Source organism: Amedibacillus dolichus DSM 3991, assembly GCF_000154285.1.
Lineage (GTDB): Bacteria > Bacillota_I > Bacilli_A > Erysipelotrichales > Erysipelotrichaceae > Amedibacillus > Amedibacillus dolichus.
Map to the genome: position 1 here is coordinate 114,321 of NZ_DS483473.1, position 17,134 is coordinate 131,454.

The 17,134-nt window shown below is 38.4% G+C and carries 13 protein-coding genes and 1 tRNA gene; 1 reads left to right on the forward strand and 13 read right to left on the reverse strand.

What is annotated here, in order from left to right:
* Positions 1-213: 213 nt before the first annotated feature.
* The 3 genes from EUBDOL_RS11790 to EUBDOL_RS02580 all read right to left on the reverse strand — a co-directional run bounded on the left by EUBDOL_RS11790 (position 214) and on the right by EUBDOL_RS02580 (position 3,503).
* Entirely contained in the window at positions 214-336 is a 123-nt protein-coding gene (locus EUBDOL_RS11790; protein WP_004798169.1) for a hypothetical protein, read from the reverse strand.
* Between the two features lie 1,008 nt (positions 337-1,344).
* Positions 1,345-1,421: transfer RNA gene (locus EUBDOL_RS02575), tRNA-Arg, on the reverse strand.
* A gap of 300 nt (positions 1,422-1,721) precedes the next feature.
* Positions 1,722-3,503 carry a DUF885 domain-containing protein gene (locus tag EUBDOL_RS02580; RefSeq protein ID WP_004798170.1) on the reverse strand — a complete coding sequence of 594 codons (1,782 nt, stop codon included), beginning with the start codon at positions 3,501-3,503 and terminating at the stop codon, positions 1,722-1,724.
* Between the two features lie 104 nt (positions 3,504-3,607).
* Here EUBDOL_RS02580 and EUBDOL_RS02585 point away from each other — a divergent pair, with 104 nt between their 5' ends.
* Positions 3,608-5,104 (forward strand): carboxypeptidase M32, encoded by a 1,497-nt coding sequence (locus tag EUBDOL_RS02585; RefSeq protein WP_004798171.1) that lies wholly within the window; start codon positions 3,608-3,610, stop codon positions 5,102-5,104.
* A gap of 155 nt (positions 5,105-5,259) precedes the next feature.
* On the opposite strand, the gene EUBDOL_RS02590 is transcribed toward EUBDOL_RS02585, so the two are convergent.
* The 10 genes from EUBDOL_RS02590 to prfB form a co-directional block, all read right to left on the reverse strand.
* Positions 5,260-6,402: an AI-2E family transporter gene (locus EUBDOL_RS02590; protein WP_004798172.1), complete on the reverse strand. Its 1,143-nt coding sequence runs from the start codon at positions 6,400-6,402 to the stop codon at positions 5,260-5,262.
* Positions 6,403-6,420: 18 nt separating this feature from the next.
* Positions 6,421-8,397, reverse strand: a complete 1,977-nt coding sequence (gene uvrB, locus EUBDOL_RS02595) for an excinuclease ABC subunit UvrB (protein ID WP_004798173.1) — start codon at positions 8,395-8,397, stop codon at positions 6,421-6,423.
* Positions 8,387-9,862: a S41 family peptidase gene (locus EUBDOL_RS02600; protein WP_004798174.1), complete on the reverse strand. Its 1,476-nt coding sequence runs from the start codon at positions 9,860-9,862 to the stop codon at positions 8,387-8,389. Before EUBDOL_RS02600 ends, uvrB begins: the two co-directional genes overlap by 11 nt.
* 200 nt (positions 9,863-10,062) lie before the next feature.
* Positions 10,063-10,965: a permease-like cell division protein FtsX gene (ftsX, locus tag EUBDOL_RS02605; RefSeq protein WP_004798175.1), complete on the reverse strand. Its 903-nt coding sequence runs from the start codon at positions 10,963-10,965 to the stop codon at positions 10,063-10,065.
* A complete protein-coding gene (ftsE, locus tag EUBDOL_RS02610) occupies positions 10,958-11,647 on the reverse strand; it encodes a cell division ATP-binding protein FtsE (RefSeq protein ID WP_004798176.1) in 690 nt (229 codons plus the stop codon). The genes ftsX (EUBDOL_RS02605) and ftsE overlap by 8 nt, the downstream gene beginning before the upstream one ends.
* Before the next feature lie 41 nt (positions 11,648-11,688).
* On the reverse strand, positions 11,689-13,065 hold the full coding sequence (locus EUBDOL_RS02615; protein ID WP_004798177.1) for a murein hydrolase activator EnvC family protein: 1,377 nt from the start codon (positions 13,063-13,065) through the stop codon (positions 11,689-11,691).
* Positions 13,062-13,958 (reverse strand): permease-like cell division protein FtsX, encoded by an 897-nt coding sequence (gene ftsX / locus EUBDOL_RS02620; RefSeq protein WP_004798178.1) that lies wholly within the window; start codon positions 13,956-13,958, stop codon positions 13,062-13,064. Before ftsX (EUBDOL_RS02620) ends, EUBDOL_RS02615 begins: the two co-directional genes overlap by 4 nt.
* Positions 13,959-14,101: 143 nt before the next feature.
* Entirely contained in the window at positions 14,102-14,962 is an 861-nt protein-coding gene (locus tag EUBDOL_RS02625; protein WP_004798179.1) for a YitT family protein, read from the reverse strand.
* A 211-nt stretch (positions 14,963-15,173) separates the two neighbouring features.
* Positions 15,174-15,968 (reverse strand): glycosyltransferase family 2 protein, encoded by a 795-nt coding sequence (locus tag EUBDOL_RS02630; protein ID WP_106381509.1) that lies wholly within the window; start codon positions 15,966-15,968, stop codon positions 15,174-15,176.
* 63 nt (positions 15,969-16,031) lie between these two features.
* Positions 16,032-17,133 (reverse strand): peptide chain release factor 2 gene (gene prfB / locus EUBDOL_RS02635; RefSeq protein ID WP_177254212.1). Its coding sequence is split into 2 segments (ribosomal slippage): positions 16,032-17,060 and positions 17,062-17,133, totalling 1,101 coding nucleotides; the frame shifts between segments, so codons are not numbered across the junction.
* Between the last annotated feature and the right edge of the window lies 1 nt (position 17,134).

Consider the following 17,134-nt stretch of genomic DNA (forward strand, 5'->3'; position numbering starts at 1 on the left):
TATGACTTCAGCTGACTTCTTGTGATTAACCTTTTTCGACCGATGGTACCATCACTGTTTTTAAAGTTTATTGGATTTCATCGTCCACAAGACCTCCCAGGGTAATTCATGAATCCTATTTCTTTCACAACGTCTTAATTTACTGTCTTGGTTTTACGTCTATCGTTTGGGCTTCGGTTTGCAATGCAACCTTACCCACCATTTAGCCTTATATCAAGTTTCTGTTCGTACGCTCAAAAGAATTGCTACACCACTTCCTCCACCCTTGACATCACTGTCAATAGCTTGTGGTTCACTACACTTGGCGATAGATACCTGTGGTTGGTTTATCTCCAACTGAATTCATGCCATGCCTGGCACACATTACAAAGGAACTTCAATGTTAGAGTTCCTTTTATTTTGTCTAATTAAAGCACAATTCTTCAAATATAAATAATAAGAAAATAGCAAAACAAGTATTTACTTTTTTCAATTTTCTATTGATATATCTAATATGATATAAAATGATTTAATTACTCTAGCTAGATTTTACATTTTAATTAACTGATTGATTAGAATTTGACCTCGATGACCTTAATCATGACCTTAATGATCTTATTATTGACCCAAATGACCCAAAAAAATGACCCAGATGACCCAAATGAATCTGAAAATAAATTTACTTCCTTTGTATAAGAAACATAACTTATCTAGAAGATTTTATATCTACACTATTACAAGTAAATATAATTCGTTTTACTAAATAAATTGTTAAATAAATGGAATGAAACAATTAATAGAATTCTTGTTGTCGCAGTAAATGGCGCAGTAAATAAAAATACAAATTAGTACAGATATTGATTTCAAAATAAATATTTATAGAGATCCAATTAAACTAAATGGTATCAACCAAGATACATTTCTGATACCATTGATACTATTCTTGATACCAATTCAAATCAAAGTATTAAGGACAATTTTTTGGAACACATGAATATTCATACGAATTTTACGAAAAAAAGCTGAACTCTTGAATATTTCTATTGCAACGAAAAAAAGAATATTTGATAGACTGCAAATTAATAATCGTATAGAAAGAGAAGGAACAAATGGTAAAATAATACTTAAAGTATACTTTAAAATTTAGTTTTATAATTTAAAAAACTTGCTAATTTCCAAATTAGCAAAACGCCCATTTTCATTAGCAAAAATAGGGCAAAAAAGTTCGAATTGCATAAAAAAACAATCAGTAGTTAAACCGATTGCTTTATAAATAGATATGAATTTATATTAATAAAATCAATATCTAAATTACCATATAAAAATAGCTTAATAGTTAAGAAAAACCCTATTTATCAACAAAAATGGCGCCCTCGATTGGACTCGAACCAACCACAGATCGCTTAGGAGGCGATTCCTCTATCCTGATGAGGTACGAGGGCAAGTATTCAATTATATAAGAATCTCTTATAAACATAGCTTCATTCAGCACTTATATAGTATAGCATATTTCCTGTAGAGGAAAAAGTAAAAATGTGTCTTTATAGCACCTCCTATCAAACATACTGCCTCTCCTATTCTTCCATTCAACAAGGTCATCTAAGCCATAAAAATTTTTAACCAATCAAATAAAGTTAAACTATCTGTTTTATAGCTACCAAGACAACTTTCTAAATACTAAAAAAGCAGCTACCCCATTATAAGAGATAACCGCTTTGTAAAACTGTATATATTTAATACTTTTATTTTGCTTCTATATATGCATCTACATGACGCTCTACAACCTCAAAAGGTACTGTTCCGGATTCCAAGATTGCCTGATTAAATTCTTTTACATCAAATCTTTCTCCTAAAGCTGTTTCCGCATTTTCACGTAACTCCTTAAATTCCGCATACCCTACATAATATGGCATAAATGCGGCAGGATTTGCTTGTAGCTGATTATACATTTCCAATGCTTGATCATCTGGTAAATATAAACCTTTATCTTGGAAGAAAGTTACAAATTCATCTAATTTCCAGCCTTCATAATGAATACCGATGTCCGCTAAAACGATAACGCAATACGTTGTAAGCTCATTCAAACGATAAGCATCTAATAAAGCAGAATTGATTTCCTTATCTTCCAAATACTTCAAAGAATTCATCTGCGCATACACAGCATAGCCCTCTATATAGGCTAAATTGTTTGACAATGCTTTAATAAAATTGCTATCGACATTTTCACTCATATACGCATATTGATACATGTGCCCCGGGAAGCCCTCATGTGATACAGTGCTGAAGGTTGAAATGCTGCTTGGATCGGCACCATTCGGATTTACTCTTAACTGCTTTACGGGATTACCGTCCATTTTAGGAATTACAAAGTAAGCTGCAATTCCATCAGAAGCAACCTCTGTATTCATATTTTTAATGTTATATTCTAGGTTTTTAACCTTTGGATATTCCTTTGTGATCTTAGATTTCATATCATCAAGAATTTCCGTATAGCTCTTATAACCGGTGCTAGGAAGCTGTTGAGAAACAATCGGCTCTACTTCTTCAGGATTTTCCATAACAACTGCGGTCATTTCACGCAAATATTCATCATAAGCATCTTCCATCATTTTCTTAACATCTTCAACAGACTTATCACTACCGATGTTTTGCTGAACCAAAAGTTCATAGTATTCTTTGCCGTTTTCAAATTTGGCATATCCCTCGCTATTGTTTTTTCCGGCTTTTTTAATTTCCTTCATAGTCGCACTGATATCCTGATATGCAGGAATGAAGGATTCGGTAAATACAGCACGTGCTTGTTCCTTATAAATATTCGCTTGCTCACCCTTCATGCCTGATTTATCAATGTTTTCCTTAATAGAAGTCAAAACCGAACTGTTTTCGCCACTTGCGACAATTCTATCACAATATTCAATAACCGCATCGATATCCGTCATCAATAAATTCTTTTCGCTTTGTTTCTTGGTATAATCTAAGGCGCTTTTTACATAAGCTCTGACATCACTCAAGCAAGTAAGCATTTGCACAACCTCTTCCTCACTGTCTAACTGCCAATCCGCAAACAGTGTCGGAAGCTGAAACTGCAAACCGGACATGCTGGAAAATAACTGTGCATAATAGTCATACTCCTGTTCACCCATTTCCAAAGCTAAAGACTGTTGAAATTCATAGGCATCGTATTCATCTTGCTGTTCTTTTGTTAATAAATCACGATCAAATCCCTCAAACTCCTCATAAGCCTTTTGCATTTCCTTATAATCGCTCTTTGCTGTTTTAGCATCAAAACGTGAGCCTAAATTTACTTTTACCTTGCTCATATCAATACCATAAGCTTTCGGATCTTCTAAGTATGTATTGATCAAAAGATACTCACTTTCCATCGTATCAACAAATTCATCTTTCATAAAGCTCGCAAATGCTTTTTGTTCCTCTTTGGCATCTGGCTTTGAACAGCCGATAAGCGATAATGCCAAAGTCGATGACAATGCTAACAGACTTGTTTTCTTCCAAAATCGGTTCATAAAAAACCTCCTTTTTATTGATTATATCATACTTAGGACAAAAACTATATCATTTTCTTCCTTCAGCGTTTTATGCTAAAATATAAAAAACAGGAGGACCTATTATGAAGGAACAATTATTAAAACAATTTCAGGACTATAAAAACAAAAGCAATGCGTACTCACTAGCCATTTCAACCGTTTATTTCGATTTACAAACCGTAGCACCAAAAGACGGCAAGCCTTATCGTAATGAAATGCTTTCCATTCTTTCCGGTGAAGGCTTTGCCCATGAAACAGACCCTAAGCATTTGGCTATGCTAGAGGAATTATCAAAATGTGAGTTAGATGCAACCACACGTCGTGAAGTGGATCTGCTCATGCGCGATTTAGAAAAGATCCGAGTTTTACCAAAAGATGTTTTCATTGCTAATGAAAAAGTAATTGCGGACAGTCAAAATGCTTGGCAGGAAGCGAAGCAAACCGATAATTATGCACTTTTTCAACCACATTTAAAAAAAGTAATCGAAATGCAGAAAAAGGTACTTAGCTATGTGGATAAGTATTGTGATGATTATGACTTTTTGTTAGACAGTTATCAAGAAGGACTTAACAGTAAGATTTATGATGAATTTTTTGCAAAGATCAAATCGGAGCTTTTGCCATTCATTCAAAAACTACAAAAGGAAGGTACACCGATTGATGATCGTATCATGTTTACGCATGTTGATCAGCAGAAGCAAGAACGCTTTATGGATATTTTAATGAAGCATCTGCAAGCAAATCGCAATAAAATCTATTTAACAACGAGCGAACACCCCTTTACCGATTTCTATTCTACCGATGAATCACGCATTACCACACACTACTATGAGGAGAATGTAATGTCTGCTATTTTCTCTACGATTCATGAATTCGGTCATGCCAATTACGGCTTACATGTCGATCCTGCTTACAATGGTACAACCTTAAAGAACAACATCGGCTTTGCTATGCATGAATCACAATCTCGTTTAATGGAAAATAACATCGCCCGCCGCCCTGCATTTTGGGAACCGTTATATCCTTCCTTCCAAGAATGCTTCGAAGAATTCAAAGAGGTTAGCTTTGAAGATTTTATGAAAATGATCAACGTTTCTTACGCAAGCTTCATTCGCACCGAAGCTGATGAATTAACCTATCCAATCCATATCCTCATTCGCTACGAGTTAGAAAAAGCTATCTTTGATGGAACTGCCGACATAGCACACCTCGATGAAGCATGGAATGATAAATATGAGGAATACCTAGGCATTCGCCCAAGCAATGCAAGTGAGGGAATCCTGCAAGATATGCATTGGGGTGCCAGCAATTTCGGTTACTTTCCAACCTATGCTCTAGGAAGTGCTTATGCGGCGCAGTTCATGTCCGCAATGGAAAAAGAGCTTGCGGTAGATGAGTTGTTAAATCGTGGAGAGCTTACACCGATTTATGAATGGTTAAAGAAAAACATTCACACCCATGGGGCATATAAAACCGCTGATGAAATTATGAAAAATACCACCGGTGAAGCTTTTGATGTTACTTACTATATCGAATATCTTAAGCATAAGTTTGCGCCACTCTATAACATAGATCTATAAATATCAACACAGGATCAAAAGAAAAACAAATGCAAGACAATTATTTTGTCAAAATGCATTTGTTTTTCATATATAGATAAAATACATAATTAAACATCTCAAGCTATTTACGAGAATAAAAAGCAAATGATATTCATATCACTTACTTTTTTCACTTAAACACTTTTCGGCTTTCCGGCTGTTTTTAAAGCTACTCTACGATTGATTTCTTCGCGCAACAAGAAATAGATAACCGAGAAGGTCGGAAGTCCCAGCAACATACCGACAAACCCAAACAATCCACCGCCGATGGTGATTGCGAACAATACCCACAGCCCGGAAAGACCAACACTTCCTCCAACTACCTTAGGATAAATCAAATTGCTTTCGAACTGCTGCAATACAATTCCAAAGATGACAAAGAACACGCCCTGCAATGGATTTACAAATGCTACCAACAAAGCACTGACTGCTACACCGAAGATAGCACCGAAAATAGGAATGATATTCGTACAGCCGATAATAACCGATAAGATTGGTGCGTATGGGAATCTGAACACTAAACAACCGATATAACACAGTACACCGATAATGAGAGCTTCGGTCAACTGACCGGTTAAAAAGCTGGAAAAGGTTTTATTTACAAGCTCTCCTACATGCAAGAGATAATGATATTTTTTCTCACTGCAAAAAGCAAACAAAGCTCGTTTCAACTGGCGAATCAAACGATCTTTTGATACCGTTAAATATACAGCAATGACCACTGCCATAAAGGTATTCGCAATTCCATTCGCAAAGCCGCTTGCCATGGACAACAGCTGTGGTAGTTTTTCTTTCACAAAATTACTTGCTGCTTCTACAAAACCATCACCGAATTCATTGATTTGTTCCACCAATTCACTAGGTATCTTTTTACCGCTGATTGCCTGTTCCAGCATTCCCATGACATCTTCAACATAACCCGGTAAGGTTACAATCAAAGAACGAACACTATCTACAACCTGTGGTACAACGATCCAAAAAATAAATGTCAGTAAACCGATAATGACCAACAAAGCTAATATCGCCGCAACGATATTTCGTGTTTTCCCCTTTATAGATTTCGGCAGCTTTCTTTGAAAATACGATAAAGGAAGGTGAAAGACAAATGCAATCATGATACCGTAAATAAATGGTTTGCATAGTCCAAGAATCATCAAAGCTGCCTCAATGCATTCATTGAAATGCAGGATCACCCAAACTAATGCAATGGTAAAAGTGATGATAAACAGGATATTTTTCATCGTCAAACGATTTAACTTTTTATCTGTTTCTCGCATAATTCCTCTCCTTACTACTTACGTGCTTTGTAATTCAAATAAAATATCTCGCAGCTGTGCCGCACGTTCGAAATCTAAAACCTTAGCTGCTTCCTTCATTTCTTTTTGTAAATTAGCAATGAGCTTATCCTTATCCTTTTTATTAACAGCAGCTTTCTTATGGATATATTTCGCAGTCATTTCCTGCGTTTCTTTACTACGTACCACTTCATGAATCGGTTTAATAATGGTCTGCGGTGTGATATGATGCTCCTTATTATAGGCGGTTTGAATTGCTCGACGACGTGATGTTTCTTCCAACGCCTTATGCATAGAATCGGTAATATGATCTCCATACATGATAACCTCACCATGCGCATTACGTGCAGCACGCCCAATGATCTGAATCAAGGAGCGCTCGCTTCTAAGGAAGCCTTCCTTATCCGCATCAAGAATCGCTATCAATGACACCTCCGGAATATCTAAGCCCTCTCGTAAAAGGTTAATACCAATCAATACATCGTATTTTCCCTTACGCAAATCTCGAATGATTTCCGTTCGTTCAATCGTTTTGACCTCATGATGCAGCCATGCCACCTTAAAATCCATACCCTTAAGATAGCTTGTTAAATCCTCAGCCATACGTACGGTTAGTGTCGTGATTAAAACACGTTCGTTTTTTTCAATACGCTTACGAATTTCATCAGTTAGATCATCAATTTGTCCCTGTGTCGGACGTACACTGACCAATGGGTCCAATAAGCCGGTCGGACGAATGATCTGTTCGACAATTTCTCCATGTGTCTTTTCTAACTCATAATCCCCCGGTGTGGCAGATACAAAGATTGCCTGATGAATCATATCTTCAAATTCTTCAAAGCGCATCGGTCGATTATCCAATGCACTTGGTAAACGAAACCCATAGTTTACCAGTGTTTCCTTACGTGCTCGATCGCCGTTATACATTCCTCGAATCTGTGGCAAGGATACATGCGATTCATCTACAACCAACAAGAAATCATCGGGAAAATAATCAAATAAGGTGTATGGACGCTCGCCCGGTTTTCGCCCGTCAATATGTCGTGAATAGTTTTCGATACCGGGACATACCCCAAATTCTCGCAATGCTTCCATATCGTAGCGTGTACGTTGTTCCAAACGCTGCTTTTCCAACAACTTGCCCTCTTGTTCTAGTACGGCAAGACGCTCCTCAAGTTCTTCACCAATGGTATCGGCGGCACGATTGATAATTTCCTGCTTCGTTGCATAACCGCTCGCCGGATATACGACATAAACAGTATAGGCATTCAATACTTTTCCGGTTAATGGATCAACCTCACAAATACGCTCGATTTCATCATCGAACATTTCGATTCGTAAAATATACGCATCGCTATGTCCTGGAGCTACCTCAATCACATCACCACGTACGCGGAAGCAGCCACGTCCTAACTCCATATCATTCCTAGTATATTGGCGAGCTACCAGTTTGCTCATTAGTTCCTTACGATCAATCACATCACCGACACGTATGGAAAAAAACATATCCCGATATTGCTCCGGATTACTGGCACCGTAAATACATGCTACCGAGGCAACAATAATCGTATCTCTGCGTTCCAATACAGAATTAACCGCTGCCATACGCAGCATATCCAATTCCATATTGGTTGTTGCATTTTTATCAATATAAGTATCCGAGCTTGGAATATATGCCTCCGGCTGATAATAATCGAAATTTGAGACAAAATATTCGACTCGATTGTGAGGGAAAAATTCTTTAAATTCACTATACAACTGCCCTGCCAAAGTTTTGTTATGCACAAAAATTAAAGTAGGCTTATTTACCTGTGCAATCACATTGGAAATCGTGAAAGTTTTTCCGGTTCCCGTTGCTCCTAGTAATACCTGCTGTTTCTTACCTTCCTTTACACCTTCTACCAACGCCTTGATTGCTTTGGGCTGATCGCCCTGTGGCTTATATTCTGATACCAGATCAAATAATTTATCTTCCATTTGCTATCTCCAACGCTTTCGTAAGCTGTGTATCGTAAACCTCATGTAAACGCCATTGCTTCACAACACAAGAAATCAGCTTCTCGATTGTTTCCGCATGAATCTTTCCATCTGCCGTTAAGCCCTCCGCTTTTTGAAACATGGCTAAGGCTTTTGAGGATTGTAGAGAAAAATATTCATCGCTACGATCTACCGGATAGCCTAAGAATTTCAAATATAACTGTACGCTTTTTGCCGCAACATTTACCGTATCTGCTTCAAAGACCTCATCTTCGATATCCGGAGCACCGATCGTAATTGCTTCATCGAGCTTTACCTCTACGTCCGGAGTAATTCCTACTCCATCAATACATGTATCACTTGGAGTCAGCCATTGTGCTACGGTGTATTTCAAATAGCTTCCGTCTTTAAACGTCAAAGGCACCTGCACCGTTCCCTTTCCATAGGTTTGTGTACCGACAAGGGTAACATTGAGATGCTTATTTTCCGCAAGAGCAGCTGCCAACACCTCGGCTGCACTGGCAGTATCCTCGTTTACGATTACTACAATCTGTTCAAAGGTATATTTTGGATAATCCAATGCATAATATACCACCGGATCTTCACTTTTTGTTTTTTCTTTGAAAATCACATCATCACTTGGAATCAAATAGCTGGCAATTTCCTGTGCCGCATTCAAATAGCCTCCGCCATTATTACGTAAATCAAGCACAAGCTGCTTACAAGCCTTCAAATCTTCTAAATGTGCATGAAATTCATCACTGCTTGTATCAGCGAAGGAATCCAAGGTAATTAAACCGGTATTTCCACGAATTTCACTGAATACTGTCCCGGAAACCGCACGTCGTGCCATCGTTTTGGTTATATGCTTTCCATCACGAATAAGCTCGATTTCCACATCACTGCCTTCTTTTCCTTTGATCAGCTTTTCAATATCATCAAGCTTCATATTTTGGCATACCGTACCATTAACAGCATAAATCTGATCCTTTGCTTGCACTCCGGCTTCCTCGGCAGGAGAATTTTTTAGCACCTTATCGACAATAAAGGTATTTTCGTCAATACTATAATAACGTACACCGATACCGACAAAGCTGCCTTCCATCGAGCTGGTAAATTCCTTTGCCTCAGCAGGAAGCATATAGGCTGTATGACGATCACCACCGGATTCTACCATACCGAAAATAGCTCCGTTCAACAACGTTTCATCTAAATTTTCGATATCTTTTCCGAAATAAAAGTCATTTTTCATAATTTCATAAATACTTGCAAGCTTTTCAAAGTCCTCATCATTTTGCACACTGCTGCTTCCTACGACTGTATGTACAAAGTAACCGGCTACGAAACAGCATATACAAGCTGCCACAACCGCAAAGCGCTTCTTGCGACGATCACGCTCTGCCTTAATCTCATCTGGCCATTTATGCTTTACTAATTTATATCTTACAACTTTCTTTTCTGCCATGAAAACCTCACCTCAGTTTATAAATAATATTTATTATCATACCATATTTTTCATATTTATAATACCCTTGCAAGAAGCATTTCCTTATGTAATAAACAACGCTTTCTATATGTAATATTGTCTATAAAGTAAATCTGCATTTCACAAAAAAAGAACAACTGCGCATAGCGTAAATTGTTCTTTCTCTGTTTTCTTCTGATTTATCGTTTCCAATGCAAATATTTGGTTGTTGAGAAAAAGCTTCCAAACAGACCGACAAGCATTCCCGCAACAATTAAGATTGCACAGATTTCCAAGGTAAATGGCATAACCGGCTGCAAGCTAAACATATTGCTGAAAATCTGCCCACCCATTACATCGAATAAATAGCGATAACCGAAATAGGTGATCAAGCATGGAATTAGAGAACCGATAAAGCCGATAATCATTCCTTCCAGCATAAATGGAACCTTGATATAACCATTGGTAGCACCGACATTACGCATGATGCTAATCTCTCGATTACGAGCATAAATGGTCATCTTAATCGAATTACTAATAAGGAACAATGCTAAAAGAGCCAATAAAACAATAAAGATCATACCACCAAAGCGAACAGTATTCAACATATTGATCATATCGGAAACCGAAGTACCGCCATAAACCGCTTGACGAATTCCTGCTACCTGTTGAACTTGCTTCGTGATTGATGCAATCTGATCTGCTTTTTTCACTGTAATGAAGAAAGCTCCGGTCAAAGGATTTTCTTCACCGCGAAACATAGCAAATTCTTCTCCCTGCTCCTCGATATATAACTCCAATTCTTCCTCAGGCGTAGAATAGCGAACCTGTTTTACACCATCAATGGATTGGATTTCTTTCTCAATGAATTGAATATCCGCTTCTTCTTTTATGTCTGTTGATAAAACAGCATGAATGCTCAAATCTTCTTCAATCGAGCTTGTAAATAAGCTGATATTTCCGGCTAATACTAAGAATACCGCCAAAAGCACCAATGTGATCGTTACCGCACTGGCAGCGGATAGCGACATTGCCAAATGACGAAAGATGCTAAGAAAGGCTGTTTTTACATGACGGGGAAATGCTTTCAAGAAACTAATCATGCTTTAAATAACCACCCTTCATGATATCCGCAACAATGTAGCCTTCCTGTAAACAAATCGTACGTTTTTTAAATTGATCTACAATATTAGAATCATGCGTAACCATTAAAATTGTCGTACCCTCTACCTGATTGATTTTCTCTAACAATTCCATAATCTCCGCAGATTTCTCCGGATCTAAATTTCCAGTCGGTTCATCTGCAATCAGCACCTTTGGGTGATTAGCAATCGCACGTCCGATCGTTGCACGCTGTTGCTGTCCACCGGATAGCTCATTAGGAAAGGATTTTGCCTTATCCTCTAGTGATACAAGCTCTAAAACCTCTCGAACACGACGGCGAATTTCCACCTTGTCCATACCAATAACCTCTAAGGCGAAGGCAATATTCTCAAAAATAGTCAATCGTGGCAATAAGCGGAAATCCTGAAACACCACTCCAATGTTACGACGATAGACCGGAACCTTGGAATGCTTTAATTTTCCAACATTGATATTTTCTACCATAACAGTACCGCTATTGGGAATTTCCTCTCCGTCTAAAAGCTTAATTAAGGTTGATTTCCCTGATCCTGTCGGACCGATAATATAAACAAACTCACCATCTTCAATTGATAAATTGATATCACGTAGCGCATGTACGCCATTTTTATATTCCTTTGATACATTTTCCAAAAGGATCATAATCTCAACTCCTAACCTTACATTTCACTGTAAGAATATATTTAAAATATTGTTTCCGGACGAATACGGCATGGTGCTGCCTTTACGCTGCAATTGTTATTGACAGCTGAACTGCCCCAACCGTTTCCCCATGAAAAATCAGCCGTACTTTGGAATCTTGAAACAGCCTCACTAACACTCATGCTGCCAAGATTGATAACCTCAATATGACAGTGTGGACCTGAGGTGTTTCCACTGTTTCCCGTAAGTGCCATCATTTGTCCGGCAGAAACCTGAGAACCTGCACTTACCGCAAATCCGTTTTGTGATAAATGGAAAAAGCTCATCGCATACGTAATTCCGTTTACTTGCGTTAAAAAGTGAATCGTATTGCCGCCTCCTGCCGGATATCCACTCCAATTTCCAAGATATCCGCTATTTGAGCCAACCGGATTAGCTGCATACAAAACAATACCGTCTGCCGGCGCTCTTAACGGAGTACCGATTGCAGTGCTGATATCCATACCTAAATGAGCTCCACCACCCGGATAAAACCAAGTTCCGGCAGAAACATACCCTCCGGCAACCGGAGAAATAAAGCCGGTATTTCCGCCGATTACAACATCGGAAACATCAATATGAATGATATTATTACCAATTGCACTGATATCAGCCTGCGTTGAACGCATTTGCGCAGCCAAATCTGCTTCCTGCTGTTGATAATAAGCAATCGCAGCATCTTGTGCTTCCTTCAATACCTCAATGTTTCTGCGATTCTGCTCATTTTCTCTCTTAACCGTTTCCGCTTCTTCTTTTAAACGATCTTGTTCACTTTTATCAAGCTTCAGCTTCGCCTGTTCTTCCTTGATAATTTCGATTTCCTTCTTATCACTTTCGGTTATTTTAGCTAAACCGTCAATTTTACGGAGCATATCTACCAAATCGTTCGCTCCCATGATAATTTCCAATTCCATATTGGTTCCCAGTGTTGCCTGTTCATCTAGCATGCGCTGTTTAATCAAATCATAACGAGCATCAATATTTTTCTGTTTTTCTTCGATTGCAGTGGACAAACGATTGATTTCCTTCTGAATAACTGCAATGCTTTCATTGTTTGTTGCAATCAAGCCATCATAATATGCCATTTTTTCCTTTAGCTCTTTCGAATAGCTAGATGCCTTGGAAATATCGTTTTTCAATTCATTGACGCGATCTCGCATAGCATTTAAATCATCGGTTAAAGCTGCTTGCTTCTTTTCATAATATGCACGAAATTGGCGACAAAGCTCGACATCTGCTTGACTGCTTTGCGGAACACGACAGCGATTCAGCCACCCCTGCTCATCACTGGAAAAATCAACTGCACCGATTGCTTCGTAAGGAAATAATGTAAAGACCGTCATAACTACTGCCAAAGCTATATATTTTACTTTTTTCATCGATTCCACCTCAAATATTTATTTACCGCATGTAAGCTTCCTAAAATTCCGACAAGTGCACCACTTGCCAATAAAATCAAACAAATCCATGTCGCAAAGGGGTGTGGAGACTGCATCACAAACATTGAAGAAATAAAGGTACCATTTAAGCCATGATATATAAAATTATAACCAGCTGCTGTTAAAATCATCGGCAAAATCGCTCCGATCATTCCAATCAGCATTCCCTCAAACATAAACGGCATCTTAATATACCAATTGGTTGCGCCGACATTCCGCATGATCTTAATTTCCGTCATACGTGTATAAATCGTCATCTTAATCGTATTGGAAATTAGGAAAACAGCAACAAAGGCTAAGGCAAGCAAGAAAATTCCGCCACCGATACGCACCCATTCAAACGCTTCTACCATGCTTTCGATTTCCTCACCGCCATACTCCGCATTTGCTACCCCATCAAGTGAGCGCAGCTGTTTGGTTACAGCCTTCATCTGCTTTGCCGTTTGCGTTTCTACAATGAATACATTAGGCAATGGATTGTTATTTTTATAGCGTTGAAAAACCGATCCGTTTTCTTCGATCAAAATATCCATTTCCGCTTCCTTACTGGAAAAGGTCAAGCTTTTTACACCGGGGATTGCCTCTATTTGCTGTTGCATAGCCGCAATTCCTTCCTCCGTTACGATATTGTCAATTTCAACACGAATTTTCAAATCGGTTTCTACATTGCTTGTAAAACCGGATATATTTCCTGCCAAAAGCATAAAACAAGCCATCATAATCAAGGTTACCGTTACAGCCGATGCACTAGAGAAGCTCATTGCCGTATGGCGCACAAGATTTTTAACAGCTGTTGTAAAATGCTTCGGCAAGCTTTTTAAAAAGTTTTTCATGCGAAAGCTTACCCCTTTCTGCGTTTTTATCGTTTCACCTGCTCTTAGGTGATTTCTTCTTTTCAACAATTTCCATTATAACATAAAAAAAGCCAATTCTCATAGAATTGGGCTAGTAATTTCTTACAATTTTGTGTGAAGGATTACAGCATTTTCGAATACGTAAAACCTCTTCCCTGTACCTCATTCACATCACTTACAATTACAAAGGCTTCCGGATCTACTGCGGCAATCACGCGGTTTAATTCAATAAACTGTTTTTTATATAAAACAACCATGATTACCGGTTTTTCCTGTTGTGTATAGGCACCGGTCGCATGTAGAATCGTAACCCCACGATCAATTTGTTGATAAATTTGTTGGATAACTTCATCATGCTTCTCAGAGATGATCAAAACATTTTTTGCCTCTCTTGCACCTAAGGTAATAAGCTTATTGATAACCTGACCACATACCCAAACGGAAACCAAACCGATCATAGAGGCCTCAATGCCATATACGATTGCGCCTAAAAGCACCGTTAAGCCATCAATCATCATAACCAAGCTAGATAGTGGAATATGTGTATATTTATTGATAATCAATGGAGGAATATCCATACCACCGGTACTGCCCCCAACGCGATAAACCAAGCCGATTCCGGCTCCGACAAAGATGCCGCCGTAAATCGATGCCAACAACGGATTTGATGTAATTCGTACATCGGCAAACCAAATTCCCAATACGGTTATAAACAATGGATATACGATCGTTGAAACAAAGGTTTTCAAGGCAAACTGTTTTCCTAGCAACACCGCTCCTAAGATATATAAACCAATAGTCAAACCGTTAATAACAAGGCGTGGTTCAATATGAAATACCGGTTCTAATGCAACCGCAATCCCGGCAACTCCACCGGATAAAATATTCGATGGTAAAATAAAAAAAGATACACCAATCGCAATTGCCAAATTTCCAAGAACAATCATTCCCATTTCCATAACCTTTTCTTTTGTTATATGCATTCTCTTATCACCGTGTATGATTATAGCACAAAGCCATCTTGTTTTCGATTGAAAAATGCTACAATCCTATCCCTTTTATATGTGTTTGATTTGTAAAATCTACCTTACCAAGTATCGATATTTTATCAATTATGCTTATATACTTCTAAGTTTTCAACATATAAAAGCTGTAGTATATGACGATATTTGCCGACACATACTACAGCATGATTTACTTTCCTAATTTTGTTAAAATGCAACGGCGAATATATTTCATATAAGAAAAAATTCTAAGCATTCCATAAAAGCCGATAGAGATACTGCCCCGTTGGTGTGCGTCTTTAAGATTTTGTACCATTCCAAGATACATTCCCTTTACATTTGCACTTAGCCCACTAGCTCCCATTGCTTTCTTCCCATGTCCTGTACGAACCAAGCTTTCCGGCAAGTAATAATATTGAAATTTCTCTGCAACACGTAAACAGAAATCGGCATCTTCCATATATTTTTTATGTTCATCGAAATATCCGATCGTATCTACGATCTTTTTTCGAAAAAGAATAGATGGCGTTACCGGAAAACTTTTGATGCATAAATCACGCACACTTGCATGATAAAGCTTAGTTACCTTATGGAATAAAATACGTAATGTGCGATCATCACTTCCACACCCTAAAAAATCAATTTCCGGGTGCTCTTGCAAAGTTTGAACCTGCCGCTCTAATTTATTCGCAAGCCACTCATCATCAGCATCTAGTAAAGCAATCCAATCTCCACTTGCCGCCTTGATACCGGCATTGCGAGCACTGCTGGCTCCGCCGTTTTCCTTGTTGATTAACGTAATCGGAACTTGCGTTACCTGCTTTGCAATTTGCTGCATAACCTTAGCCGTTTGATCTTTGCTGCCATCATTGACAATCACAATTTCACAAATATATGAAAGATAGGTTTGATTGCATACCGATTGTACGGCGTCCATCAAAACCGCTTCACTATTATAGGCGGGAATAATGACACTGATTTTCATAGCATACCTCCTGTTTTTCATGACATTCTATATATTCAAGGAAAAAGGATAGCAAGCTATCCTTTAATGAATCAATGTTTTTAAATAAGCAAAGATAAAAGCATCTAGGTTTCCGTCCATGACCGATTGTGTATCACTTGTTTCATAACCGGTTCGATGATCCTTAACCATCGAATATGGGTGGAACACATAAGAGCGAATTTGCGAACCCCATTCATTTGCCTTTTGTTCTCCCTTGATTTCCGCTATCTTTGCTTCTTGTTCTTCAATCATTTTTTGATAAATACGACTTTTCAAGATACGCAAGGCCTCTTCACGGTTTTCATGCTGAGAACGTCCGTTTTGACAGGTTGCCACCAAACCGGTTGGCTTATGCACCATGCGGATTGCCGAATCGGTTTTGTTGATATGCTGACCACCGGCACCACTGGCACGCTTTGTTTCAACAATCAAATCCTCCGGACGAATTTCGATTTCGATTTCATCGTTAAATTGCGGCATTACATCTAAAGATGCAAAAGAGGTATGTCTTCTGCCTCCGGAATCAAAAGGTGAAATACGCACTAAACGATGTACACCCTTTTCAGCTTTTAAATAGCCATAAGCCATATCCCCTTCGACAAGAAAGGTAATGGATTTAATACCGGCTTCATCGCCTGCCAAATAGTCAAGCACACTGACTTTGTAGCCTTTTTTCTCTGCCCAACGTGAATACATGCGATACAACATATCCGCCCAATCACAAGACTCCGTTCCTCCGGCTCCGGGGTGAAGCTCTAAAATCGCATTGGAATGATCATATTCATGTGATAGCAGCATCTTTAATTCAAATTGTTCAAAACGCTCCTCCATCTCATGATATTCCATTTCCAATAGTTCAAAAATTTCCGTATCAAAATCATCTTTTAAAAGCGTTAGGGTTTCTTCCATTCCCGCTAAAGCATGATCCAGCTGTTCATAGCTTTCCACAACATCTTTCAGACCATTTAGTTGCTGAATAAGTGTTTGTGCATGCTGCGGATCGCTCCAAAAGCTTTCTTCCATCGTACGTGCTGTCAGCTCTTCAATCTTATGCTTTTTTTCTGCTAAGTCAAAGCGACTCACCAAGCTCGTGTAAACGCGCTTGATGAGTAGCCACTCCTTGTCTTATTTCATATAGCTCCATA